9 protein-coding genes are annotated in these 13,145 nt (G+C 34.0%); 3 read left to right on the plus strand and 6 right to left on the minus strand.

The window, feature by feature from the left end; genetic code table 11:
• Window positions 1-36 precede the first annotated feature (36 nt).
• The 4 genes from AAYQ05_RS12475 to AAYQ05_RS12490 all read right to left on the minus strand — a co-directional run bounded on the left by AAYQ05_RS12475 (window position 37) and on the right by AAYQ05_RS12490 (window position 8,838).
• Window positions 37-2,559, minus strand: coding sequence for an HD domain-containing protein (locus AAYQ05_RS12475; RefSeq protein WP_343543714.1), 2,523 nt, complete (start codon window positions 2,557-2,559; stop codon window positions 37-39).
• A gap of 296 nt (window positions 2,560-2,855) precedes the next feature.
• Entirely contained in the window at window positions 2,856-3,941 is a 1,086-nt protein-coding gene (locus tag AAYQ05_RS12480; protein WP_343543716.1) for an efflux RND transporter periplasmic adaptor subunit, read from the minus strand.
• A gap of 208 nt (window positions 3,942-4,149) precedes the next feature.
• Window positions 4,150-7,440, minus strand: coding sequence for an efflux RND transporter permease subunit (locus AAYQ05_RS12485; RefSeq protein WP_343543718.1), 3,291 nt, complete (start codon window positions 7,438-7,440; stop codon window positions 4,150-4,152).
• 12 nt (window positions 7,441-7,452) lie between these two features.
• Window positions 7,453-8,838, minus strand: a complete 1,386-nt coding sequence (locus AAYQ05_RS12490) for a TolC family protein (protein WP_343543720.1) — start codon at window positions 8,836-8,838, stop codon at window positions 7,453-7,455.
• A gap of 175 nt (window positions 8,839-9,013) precedes the next feature.
• Here AAYQ05_RS12490 and AAYQ05_RS12495 point away from each other — a divergent pair, with 175 nt between their 5' ends.
• The 3 genes from AAYQ05_RS12495 to AAYQ05_RS12505 all read left to right on the plus strand — a co-directional run bounded on the left by AAYQ05_RS12495 (window position 9,014) and on the right by AAYQ05_RS12505 (window position 11,349).
• Complete coding sequence (locus AAYQ05_RS12495) at window positions 9,014-10,051, plus strand: sensor histidine kinase (RefSeq protein WP_343543722.1); 1,038 nt, start codon at window positions 9,014-9,016, stop codon at window positions 10,049-10,051.
• Entirely contained in the window at window positions 10,048-10,752 is a 705-nt protein-coding gene (locus tag AAYQ05_RS12500; protein ID WP_343543723.1) for a LytR/AlgR family response regulator transcription factor, read from the plus strand. The genes AAYQ05_RS12495 and AAYQ05_RS12500 overlap by 4 nt, the downstream gene beginning before the upstream one ends.
• A gap of 192 nt (window positions 10,753-10,944) precedes the next feature.
• Window positions 10,945-11,349 (plus strand): hypothetical protein, encoded by a 405-nt coding sequence (locus AAYQ05_RS12505; RefSeq protein WP_343543724.1) that lies wholly within the window; start codon window positions 10,945-10,947, stop codon window positions 11,347-11,349.
• 147 nt (window positions 11,350-11,496) lie between these two features.
• Here the strand turns inward: AAYQ05_RS12505 and AAYQ05_RS12510 are convergent, their stop codons facing one another.
• Window positions 11,497-12,261 (minus strand): SDR family oxidoreductase, encoded by a 765-nt coding sequence (locus AAYQ05_RS12510; RefSeq protein WP_343543725.1) that lies wholly within the window; start codon window positions 12,259-12,261, stop codon window positions 11,497-11,499.
• A gap of 107 nt (window positions 12,262-12,368) precedes the next feature.
• Window positions 12,369-13,091, minus strand: a complete 723-nt coding sequence (locus tag AAYQ05_RS12515) for an SDR family oxidoreductase (RefSeq protein ID WP_343543726.1) — start codon at window positions 13,089-13,091, stop codon at window positions 12,369-12,371.
• Between the last annotated feature and the right edge of the window lie 54 nt (window positions 13,092-13,145).

Below are 13,145 nucleotides of genomic sequence, written 5' to 3' on the forward strand. Positions count from 1 at the left end.
GCGCCAGCTGGGGGAATAATAAGAAATTGAATTTTATTATTTTTCAAATTCAGTTTCTTTTTTATAAAAATAATCAATGAATTTTTTTAAGTTTTCTTTTCTATCATTATCGAGAAAAAGTTTATCTAACACTCCTTTATGAATTGCTTTCCCAATTATATAATTAATTTCTTCTTTAGATTTATTATCGAAGTTATTTCTTGAAATATCGGGTACAAATTTTCTTGTATTAATATTTATAATGAGTTTTTCGATTTCAAATATTGTTGCTAATGTGATTATTTCGATACGGAAAGATTGTATCAAAACATTTCGAACATATACATCTCTACGATGATGGTAAAAATCAAAGGGTAGAAATGAAAAATTCGATGGTATCAATTTATTAAATGGAATATAAAGTTCGTTCTTACGACCTTCATATAATAAAATACTTTGAATGCTTACGGCAGTTTCACAGCTTTCGCAATGGCCAAGTGAAATAAGTTTTTTAAAAGTCAAATGAGGAAGTACATAATCATCTTCGTTCGTCATTATACATTCTTCAAGAGTTTCTTGCAGGTTTTTTGGGATTAATATTGAAATCCAAGTCAATTCACGTTCAAGCTTTGATATAACTTCGTCTACATCATCTGCAAATTTTAAACCGTTTAAATATTCAGTTTCTAAATTTGGTTCGACAACAGGGATGTTTATAAATTTTATTTCATTATCGACTATGTAATCATCTAGATTAAGGGTTTGAGGAGAAATTACTTCTTCAATCCCGTTGGACTCATCATAGATATAAAGCTTCCCTTTAAATCCTAAATCATTAACTGTTGTTATAAATTCATTTTTTGGTTTTATAATTGCATATCCATAAAAATCTTTTAAATACTCTGACAGATCAATATCTATAGATATAGAATTATTAATACTTGAGTTTGGTTTTAATAAATTTTTGATTTCATTTTTTGTTTTGCTTGTTTTGTCAATTAATTCAACAGTAATATTATCTGTTAAAAAATATCTTCCAAGAAATTCTCTTATTGTTTCAAATTTATTGGAAAAGACATTCATAAAATCTTCGTAATTAAGAATTACTTCGGTGCCATGAAATGTTACGTCTTCTGTTTTCGTAATTGCTGTATATTCATTATTTCTTTCTAATTCAACTATATATTTATCTTTAGATTCATAATGTCTAGTTATTACTTTAACGTTATCAGAAAGCATAAAACAAGATAAAAATCCAATTCCGAAATTTCCAATTGGTTTATAATCAAAGTCTTTTAGTCTAAATTCAGTTGATGTATAATATGAAACTCCAATATTTAAAAAATGTTTTTTTATTATATCAATGGACATTCCTGTTCCATTATCTTTGATAATTACTTCATTTTTTGATGAGTCAAGTATAACTTTTATGACTGGTGAAAATTTTTCTTCTCCAAATTCTAGTTTTTCGTTTTCACTTTCTTGCCTTATTCTACAAGAATCTATTGAATTTTGAATTAATTCTCGAAGTCCCAAAGATTTATTTCCATATATTTTATCTCCCATTAGTAAAGCGCTTATTGCCTTAAAATCTAATGTCATTTTATAATCTGGTAATGAATATCCTTCCGTTTGAATATTTATTTCTGGATTTGAATCATATATTAAATTATATTCTGAAGACATAACATTTACCAACTTCATAGAATCATTTAGCTCTGTTTTTACCCAATCAATATAATTTAAAATTTTTCTATGAATTTGTGCACTTTTTGAACTGCCATGAAATACAATTTTTTTCTGTTTTGTTGTTTCGTTGTATTCAATTTTAGAATTATTTGAAATAACAAAATGTTGTTTCCATTCTTCATTACTTATTCCTGTAGGGGCAATTAATTTATATAAATTGTATGGAGTTCTGTTAGAATCAATATCTAGAATATCAGCAAGACGAAGTACACATGCAAGAAATTGAGAATTAAAATGATAATTACCTTTTATGTCTCGAACATTTAAATTATTTTTTATCCAATCAAAATCTTTTGTATGGCTTTCACAAATGAGAGCGAGTTCTTTTGAAAAATTTAAAGAGAGATTTGGAATTTTAAAGTTTTCTGAATTTTCATTTATCCATTTTGCTGATAGCGACGAATGAAATTTTCGAATATATTCTTGTAAGGCCAATTCTTCATTTTCATTGATTACTTTTTTAATTGCTGAAAGATTTATATCAAAATACGGAAAATCATCATTTTTAATTAGATCAATATCAGTTTGACTTACAGCCATTCCAATATCATGCAATAATGCAGAGTAAATCATTAAAACGATTTCTAATTCGTTTAGTTTATTAAGATCTTGAACAATATCGGCCATGTATTGCATTATTCGTAATGAATGACCAGTATTATGCAATGTGTAATTTGGAAAAATAATAGGTATACGGGTATCTAGAATTTTTTTTACCTCATTGTAAAGTTCCGTTATTTTGCCAAGAAAAGGACTTTCTATTGATTTAAGATGTTGGATAAGCAGTAAATTATCAATTTGTAAATCTTGTTCAAGATTAGATTCTTTCATATTAGTTTATTTTTGGAATAGATGTTTTTACTACGATTTTCAACAAGTTTTATTTTCAAATATATTATTTTTTCTTACAAATAAATAAATCATTTTATTTTTAAAATCAGATAACGATAAATAAATTAAAATTATAAGTTGATATTTGTATTTCTATTGAGTTAAATTAAAAAAACAAAAAAAGGACAGTCCCTCCAATTAAAGAAGAACTGCCCTTTTAGGCAAATTTTTAGATTTGCATTCCTAAGAATGCGTACAGTTTTTGGTAATCACTAAATTGAAGACTAAAACGCAGGTTATTCGTTTATGACATCGCCTTCCTTAGTTTCTTCGCTGGCAATTTTCACCAGTTTATCGTTTGGAGTTAAGTCGCCGAAAATTTCAATTTTATCTTCGATTTCTCTTCCTTTTTTAATGTCAACTCTTGTCGCTTTGTGGTTTACAACTTTTACCACATAAATTCCTTCTGCAGAACTTACTACGGCAGATTTTGGTACTACAAATGTGCTGTCTTTCGCGTTAAGCGGTAATAAAACTTCGGCAACCATTCCAGGCAATAAATTTCCTTTGGTGTTATGAACGTCCATTTCAACTCTTTCAGAACGCAGTTTTAAATCTAAAGCGCCAGACATTCTGGTAATTTTTGCTGTAAAAGTATCTGGTAGCGATTTTACATTAAAACTCATTTCGTCGCCTGGGTGCAAATATCCTGTGTACAATTCTGGAACAGAAACCGCTAAACGTAATTTACTTTGCTCCTGAATCGTTAATAAAGGCAAATCAGATCCTTTTCCTGCTGGGCCAACAAATGTACCTAAATTCACATTTCTAGCCGCTACAACGCCATCAAAAGGAGCACGAATTTCTAAGTAGCCTCTCATAATCGCAATTTCTTTATGAGCCGCAATTGCCGCTTGAAGCTGTGCGTAATCAGAATTCTTTTTACCGCTTGCCATTTCTAAATCGTTTTTAGAAATCGTTCCTTCCACCTTGCTTGTTTCATACAAACGGTTGTAAGTGCTTTTGCTGGTTGCGTAAATCGCTTCCATAGATTTCAATCTCGATTCGGCTGCAGCCAATTGCGAACTGATTTCTGGAGCTTCTAAAACAATCAAAAGCTGTCCTTTCTTTACTTTAGAACCAATATCAACTTTTAATAATTTTACGAAACTGCTCACTTTTGCATACAAATCAACTTGTTGGAAACCGGTTAATTCTGCTGGCAAACGCAATTCTGTTGTTAGTTTTTCTTTCGCTAAAGCGAAAGTTTCAACCTTAGGTTCAATTTCTGCTTTCGCAGTTTCTTCTTTTTTCTTTTCACAGCTTAGTACAGCCAAAGCTGTAAATAGTATTGCTGTAGATTTTATAATGTTACTTTTCATTTTTTGGTTTTATATAATGAATATGTTTTTAACTGTTTGGGAGTAATTGTTTTAACACATAGATACATAGCTTTTCTTTGTGCACAAAAGGCGTTTCACTTTTAACAAAACACATAGCTATGTGTGAAAACTAGTTTTTTCTTTTACCTTTTTTTATTTAAAACTAAAATCTATATTTCTATGTGTTAAAATTATTACACTCAACGAGTTATGACTTTCCAACTTTCGACTTACTTATTGATGAAATATAATGGATGCTTTCTTCGTCTTCAGGATCTAAAGAAACAGATTGTGTCGATGTTTTTTCTTGTGCCCACGCAAATATCTGCGGAAGGATTAATAATACGGCAAAAGTAGAAAATAATAATCCACCGATAACCGCTCTTCCTAACGGAGAAACCTGATCACCTCCTTCGCCGTGACCAATTGCCATTGGAAGCATTCCCGCAATCATCGCAACAGATGTCATGATAATCGGACGAAGACGCAACGCAGCTGCTTCACGCGCAGATTCTAAGGCATTTCCGTTTATTTTTCGAAGCTGTTCGGCATTCGTGACCAAAAGTACGGCGTTGGCAATAGAAACCCCAACCGACATAATGATTCCCATGTACGATTGCAAATTAAGCGTAGAACCTGTAATAGTCAGCATTAATAAAGCACCTAAAACTACGGCAGGAACTGTGGTTAGAATTACCAGCGAAACTTTGAACGACTGGAAATTAGCGGCCAGCATTAAGAAGATTACAAACACAGCGACCAATAATCCTGTTTGCAAGCTGCTTAATGTCTCTGTTAGTACAGTACTTAGTCCGATTGGCGTGATAAACAAACCACGAGGCAATTCGCCCAAAGAACTAATTGTTTTGCTCACATCTTTTGAAGCCGTCCCCAAATCGGTTTGATAGATGTTTGCAGTAACGGTAATGTACGGCATGGCCCCTAAATTGTCATTTTCACCGCTTACAAAGCCTGGTGTAATTTTGGCAACGTCACTTAAAACAGGACGAAGCGAATTTTTCAATACCGGAATTTCTCCAATATCGGTTTTGCTTTTCATTTTATTTAATGGCACTTGAACCTGAACAGAATACGATAATCCTGCTTTTTCATCGACCCAGTTATTTTTTTCGGTATAACGTGAAGATGAAGTGGAAGCCACAAGCGAACGAGAAATATCATTCATATCAACTCCCAATTCGGCTGCACGGGTTCTGTCAATATCAATATTCATTGCTGGATAATGAATTGGCTGACCAATTTGAACGTCTCTGAAATACGAAATTGCTTTTAGTTTGTCTACAATTTGAGTAGCGTAAAATTCGTTTCTTTTTTTGTCTTTTCCAGCCACTCGAATCTCAATTGGAGTAGGAGAACCTTGGCTTAAAACTTTATCTGTCAATTCGATTGGCTCAAAAGAAAGTTTAGTATCAGGAAGCACTTTTTTAAGTCTTGCTCTAAACTCATCTTTAAAATCGTCCATATCTTCATGATAGTCTTTCAAGCTCACTTGGAAAACCGCTTCGTGAGAACCTGCCATGAACAGATAAATTGGGTTGATCGAGAATAGAGAAGGGTGCTGACCCACATATACAGATGTGATTCCGATATGATCTTTACCGACCATTTTTTCCAATTCTTTTAAAACAATTCTGGCTTGTTCTTCGGTTCTTTCCAAACGCGTTCCGTCTGTTGCTCTCATTCTCAACTGAAACTGACTAGAATTGGTTCTCGGGAAAACGTCTTTTCCGATAAAATTGATCAATAGAACTGCTAAAAATGTTGCTCCAACCAAATAGGTTACAGTCGTTATTTTTTTATGAACAAACAAACGGTCTAAAGTTCGCATAAAACGAATCTTGAAACGTTCGAAAGCACTAATTTTTCCGTTGTTATTAGTATCTGCTCTTTCTACATAATCTTTTTTCTGAGTGATTAGATTTTGTTCTGATTCTGGTGTTAAACCGCTGTCGTTAAACTCAGCTTCATCGTCTGTAATTTCTGGTCCGTGTGCGTGTTTTTCATGTCCTTTCATCATCCAGTTGGCCATTACAGGAACAAAAGTCTGAGACAGTAAAAACGAAATAACCATTGAGAAACCAATTGCCAAAGCCAAAGGCAAGAACAACGCTCCAGGAATACCCACCATGGTAAATGCTGGTGCAAATACGGCAAGTATACAAAGAAGAATCAATAATTTAGGTAAAGCAATTTCCTGACAGGCATCCCAAATGGCGAGTGCTTTTGGTTTTCCCATGTCGAGATGCTGGTGAATATTTTCGATGGTTACGGTACTTTCATCCACCAAAATACCAATCGCCAAAGCTAATCCAGATAGAGACATTAAGTTGATGGTTTGGCCGAATAATTTCAGGAATAAAACTCCAGAAATAATCGAAATCGGAATTGTCATAATTACGATTAAAGCGGCACGACGGTCACCTAAGAATAATAAAACCATTAATCCGGTTAGAACTGCACCAATAATTCCCTCAGTAATCAAACTTTTAACCGAGTTGATCACATAAACCGATTGGTCAAATTCGTATGTAATGTTTACATCTTCAGGAAGCGTACTTTGAATTTTAGGAAGCTCTTTTTTCAATTTCTGAACCACATCCCAAGTCGAAGCGTCTCCCGCTTTTGCAATACTAATGTAAACCGAACGTTTTCCGTTTACCAAAGCATAACCTGCCGTGATATCCGCACCGTCTTTTACAGAAGCAACATCGCCTAATTTTAAGTTCTGAACTCCTCCTTTGAATAACGGAATCTGTTCAAAATCTTTAACTTCTTTAATCGTATTATTTGTTGGTGTAATATAGTTTTTGTCGCCCATACGTACGTTTCCAGATGGCGCCGTTTGGTTGTTCAAACGAATCGCATCAACAATCTGGTCTGGCGTCATATTATGAGAACGCAATAAATCTGGATCAACGTTTACCTCAATTGTTCTTGGACTTCCTCCAAAAGGAGCTGGAGATAATAAACCAGGAATTGCAGTAAACGAAGCACGAACATAAACGTTGGCTAAATCCTGCAGTTCGTTGTTTGAACGTATTTTACTGCTCAAAACCAATTGCCCAATTGGAAGTGAAGAAGCATCAAAACGAATGATAAACGGAGGCTGAGTTCCCGGTGGAAAAGCCGCTTGGATTCTGTTTGAAAGCGCACTTAACTCGGCAGCCGCCTGAGCCATGTTGGTTCCTTCATAATAGGTTAATTTCATAATCATTAACCCCTGAATATTTTTGGTTTCTACCGATTTGATACCGTTCGAGAAAGGTAAAACGTTTACGTAGTTTTTGGCAAAATAAGCCTCCATCTGATCTGGCGTGTAACCTCCAAACGGGTGCGCAATATAGATAACCGGCAAATTCATTTTTGGCAGAATGTCTACTTTAATGTCTTTGATGGCACCAATTCCGAAGAAAAATAGACCCGCAACCAATACTAAAATGGAAATGGGTTTGCGGAGTGCAAAACGTATTAAATTCATTAGGATTTATAATTAAAATTCATTTATAAATAAGTCAAAATTTCCTGTTGCAGCGACTTTTAATAAGTACGATTGCCACACATTGTTATTGACAATATCTCGATCGATTTCAGCGCGATTTAGCGTAAACATGGTTTGAGTTAAATCAGTTAAATCGGTTAAACCATTTTTGTACAACGTCGATTTCTGAATGTAAGCTCTTTTTGCGGCATCGACCTGAATTGGCGCTTCGGCATAATTTTCCAAAGTAATTTTGATTTTATCTTCGGCAAATGTCAGTTGCGATTTCAATTCTCTATCGGCCTGATTGTATTCTTCTTGCAAAGCCTGAGAAACAAATTTCTGAGCGCTTACTTGTTTGCTTGATCTGAAAGGCGTGGTTAAATTCCACGTAATTCCGACTCCAACCAAATAATTGGTGCGATCTGGATTTACGCCATCCCAATAATTTCTTGTAAAAGCATTTTGATTGGTTGCATACGAATTGTCAAATCCTGAAGCTCTGGTTTGTAAAACCCCAAAAGCGCTCATCGTTGGATAATAGAAACGTTTGTACAATTTAACCTGCTGATTGCTGTAATCGATTTTGGTTTTATAAAATTGTAATAAAGGGTGAAGACTGTCTGCAGCAGTTTCTTTGGTTACCAATTCTTTCGGAATCTGAGTTACAAAAAGTGTATCGGTAACAAAATTCTGTGGCGCAACGCCCATTAAATCGACTAATTTGTTGTTTTGTTCCTTAACAAAGTTTCTGGCTAAGTTTAAAGCGATTTTTGCTTTAGAAACTTCGGCTGTAGCCAATGTAGAATCTACTCCGGCCAATAATCCGTTTTTAACTCTCGCAACGGCTGTCTTTTTGAAGACTTCTGCGCGATCTAAGTTTTTTTGCTGCGAAATCAGCAATCTTTGGCTAGCCAATAGATTTAAATAAGCAGCCGAAATTTTGATTTCCTGCTGGAATTTTTCCTGCTGTAAATCTTTTTCTTTAGCCTGAACATCAATTTTAGATAAATTGATTTTTTCCTGTGTTTTTCCGAAGGTGAAAAAATCCCAGTTCATGTTGACTAAATAAAGTGCGCCAAAAGCCGAGTTCCAGTTTTGCTCTGGTAACGGAAGTCCAGACGATGCAACTCCTAAACCTCCAAAACCATAAAGCGGTCCGTTTTGTCCGTTTACGGTTCCGTAATCCTGCTGTGCCGATAAGTTAAGGTTTGGCAGGTAATCACGGCGAGATTGTTTTAGAGTCTCTTTTGATGCATTGGTGTAATTGTTTTTTGCTCGGATAGAACCGTAGTTTTCAAGACCTATCTTTAATGCTTCTTTTAAAGACAGGGTTTGAGCATAACCGATTGAGGCAAAAATCAATAAAAATAATAAGGTAATTTTTTTGAAATACATAAACTCAAGGTGTGAATAGAAATGTTTTTTGATGCAACAAATTTATTTCTCTTATACTGATATAAGTCAGGTTAAGTGATGTACTGCACTAGTAAATGACGAATTGAATTGGTCATTTTTTGAAAAAAATAATTAAATAATTGTTCGTACTTTGTAAACTATTTCAAAATTAAGAATGAACAAAAGAATTGATAACATACTGGATAACAAATGGTGGCAGGAGGTTGCCGTTGTCCTTTTTTCATTTACAATATATACCCTGAAAAATGATTGGATGTTATTTAGTTCCTTCATTTCGATTGCAATGGGTGTGTTTTTTTATTGCATTTTGTATATGCATGCCCAATTTAATCGCTTTTTTCTCCTTCCGATTTTATTTAAAGCAAACAAACCTTTTACGTATATCATTTTAACGTTATTTGGAGTTTTTGTCTTTTCTGTCATTTTGTATGAAATTACAAGAATGGATATGTTTGCCAAATGCCATTTGTATCAAAACTCACATCAGAGAAGTTATGCGTACCAATTGGCAAGTGTTTTAGGAACTTTGGTCTGCATTCTAAGTCCGATTATTGTTTTTAAGTTTTATCGTATTCATAGAAAACAAACCGATGCGGCTTTATTGTTCAATCAAATGCAATTAAATTCATTGAAAGGACAATTAAATCCGCATTTTTTGTTCAATACTTTTAATACGCTGTACGGAATCAGTCTTCAGTTTCCAGACAGAACGCCCGATTTAATTATGAAGGTTTCGCAGTTGATGCGTTATCAATTGGAAAGCAACAGTAAACAATGCGTATCTTTAGAAGACGAACTGGAGTTTATAAATAGTTATGTGCAGTTAGAAAAAGAACGTGTCGGCTATCGCTGCGATATTACTTTTGAAAGCAATGTTGATAACGAAAATGCATATAAAATTTCGCCTATGCTTTTAATTGCTTTTATCGAAAATGCTTTTAAACATGGAACTTGTGCTATTGAAAAATGCTTTGTAAAAATCACGATTTCAGTAGAAAAAGGATTGCTTCATCTTCACGTTGCGAATTCAATTCCGAAGAAAAATGATGTGGTTTCAACTAAAATCGGTTTAAAAAACACCATTGAACGTCTGAATTTAATTTATGGAAAAGATTATAAATTAGATGTTAAAGACGATAAACAGACTTATATTGTAGATTTAGAAATACAGCTTAAAAAGTTTGTAGGATGAGAGAAACAAAAAGATGCATTATTGTAGATGACGAACCCGCTGCGCATTATGTTTTGGCGAATTATATCAAACAGAATCCGCAATTGGAATTGGTTTTTCAGGGATATAATGGCATTGAAGCGATGAATTATCTCAGAGAAAATCCAGTCGATTTAATGTTTCTGGATATCAATATGCCTGAAATTTCGGGAATGGAATTGCTTAAAATTCTTCCAACGCATCCTAAAACTATTTTGACTACAGCATATTCTGAATTTGCGCTTGAAAGTTACGATTACGGCGTAATTGATTATTTGCTGAAGCCAATCTATTTTCCAAGATTTTTAAAAGCAATTGACCGTTTTTTTGCGACCGAAAGTGTAAAACAAAAAGCAGAAGAAACGGTAAATTCGGTTAGCGTAAAAGTAGATGGTTATTTGATGGATATTGAATTGGATCAGCTTTTATACGCGCAGAGTTTTGGCAATTATGTAAAACTTCACACAATCAAAAGAACCTATCTGGCTTCTATTACCACAACAGAGTTTGAAAAATGCCTGCCGGAAAAGAGTTTTATGCGTATTCATAAATCGTATATCGTGGCGCTGGATAAAATTGATGCAACTGAAAAAGATTTTGTCGTCATTAAAAATGAAAGAATCCCAATCGGAATTACTTATAAAAGAGAACTAACCGATCGATTAAAAAAGCTCGAACTGTAATTTAATACTTGATTTTAAAGAGTTTTCTCTGGGGATAAAAAATGTTAATTTCTTCGTGTTATCGTAAGATAAAAATTATTAATTTTAATACGTTGCTGAAGTTTAATTTTAAAAAATGAAACTATGAAAAACGTGTTTTTATCTTTTACTTTTTTGTGCAGTAGTTTTTTAATAGCCCAAGAGGGAACCAATATGAAAAAAGTTGTAACACCGCCAGATGTGGTTCGAACAGCTTTTGAGAGGGAATATCCAGGAAAAGTTCCAGTTTGGTCTGAAGAATATGTTGGAGACGACGCAGATGAGATTCGATTTGAAGCGAGATATAATGTAAGTGATAGAACGAAAGCTGTGGCGATTTACGATAATCTAGGAAACATGAAAGCGTATGAATTGCAGATTCCGTTTAAAGAGCTTCCGATAAAAGCGCAGTCTTATCTAAAAAAGAATTATAAGGCAAAAGCGATTCAAGAAATTGCTATGGTGGTAGACGATAAGAAAAAGACAACCTACGAAGTTGGTGTAGAAAAAGATACTAAATTTTACGATATTGTTTTTGACGCAGAAGGAGGCTTTGATGTCTCTATAGAAAAAAATTAAAACGCTTACTAATTCAAATATTATTTGAAATGACAAACCCGATGAGTTTTTGGTTACTTATCGGGTTTTGTTTTTTGTAATAGTTATGAGTTATGAGTTATGAGTTATGAAGTGCCACTAACCATCAACTATAAACCATCAACCATATTAAAGCATCATTCCTCCAGAAACTTCGATTCTTTGAGCGTTTATCCAGCGTGCATCTTCGGTGCATAAAAAGGCAACAACGCCACCAATATCATCAGGAAGACCAACTCTTCCTAAAGCGGTTACAGAAGCAATTTGCTGGTTCATTTGCTCATTGTCGCGAACAACACCTCCGCCAAAATCGGTTTCGATTGCACCAGGCGCAACTATATTGGCTCTAATTTTTCTTGCGCCCAATTCTTTTGCCTGATATTTTGTCAAAGTTTCCATTGCACCTTTCATAGAAGCGTAAGCTGCATAACCAGGAAACGAGAATCTTGCTAAACCAGTTGAAATGTTTACGATTCCGCCACCGTCATTCATTACGTTTAATCCTTTTTGAGTTAAGAAAAATGGTCCTTTGAACTGAATGTTAGTCAATTGATCAAATTCGGCTTCTGTTGTTCCAATAAATGAATTGTGAATTCCGATTCCGGCGTTGTTTACTAAAAAGTCAAATTTATCAGTTTTAAAAGTGTCTTTCAAAACTGTTTTTACTTGCTCAAAGAAAGAATCAAAAGTGCTTGATTCAGCAACATTTAACTGTAATGAAGCCGCTTTTTGACCTAAACCTTCAATTTCTGAAACTACCGCATCAGCTTCTTCTTTTTTGCTATTGTAAGTGATAATTACATCAAGTCCTTTTTTTGCAATCGCAATTGCCATGTTTTTTCCTAAACCTCTGCTACCGCCTGTAACAAGTGCTATTTTTGTATTTACTGCCATTTTTTATAATTGTTTAATTTGTAAAATGTTAGATGTAAAATGTGAGTTGTGAAATGCTAGATGTGAATGTCTCTGTCTTTTTACATTTCACCTTTCACATCTTACAATTATGGATGCATTGCATTAAAATGATTTCTTAACTCTTCAGCGCTTGCGTTTAATCTAGTTTCACTTGTGCCGAAAGTCAGTTCTTGTCTGCCTTCTTTCAATTGTTCAAAAATAGATTCGATAAAACTGCTTACACTTGGATGTGCATCGTGAAGTCCGATTCCGCCTAAATCTGTGTTTAACGCTGGTGGAATTATTTCTACAACTTCAATATTTTTTTCTTTTAATAAATGACGAAGCGAAAGTGTAAATGATCTGAAAAACGCTTTTGTAGCCGAATAAACTGGAACCTTTGCAAAAGGAGAAAAGGCTAATCCAGAGGTTACATTCATCACGGTTTTAAGAGCTGGTAACTGAATAAATAATGAAGTTAAATGCAATGGAGCTTCAATATTAGTGCTAATTTCTGTTTTCATGCTTTCGTAAAAATCTGCATCTGTAACCGAAACCCATTTTTGAATTCCCGCATTATTAATCAAAACATTTAAATCAGGATGATTTGCTGCAATCCATTCGTAAAGTGCGATTCGTTCTTGTTCTATAGACAGGTCGCATACTTTAGTAATAATCGAAGGAAATTTTGCTTTTACGTCGTTTAAAACCGATTCTCTTCTTCCGCAGATAATCACGGTATTGTTTTCCTGAATAAATCGTTCGGCAAGCCCAAGTCCGATACCGCTTGCACCGCCAGTAATTAAAATTTTGTTGTTTGATAATTTCATCTTTTCGTTCTTTTAATTTGATGAGACAAAGGTAGGAGCGAAGTAGAGTAGGGG

Source organism: Flavobacterium movens (genome assembly GCF_039581425.1).
GTDB classification, from domain to species: domain Bacteria; phylum Bacteroidota; class Bacteroidia; order Flavobacteriales; family Flavobacteriaceae; genus Flavobacterium; species Flavobacterium luteolum.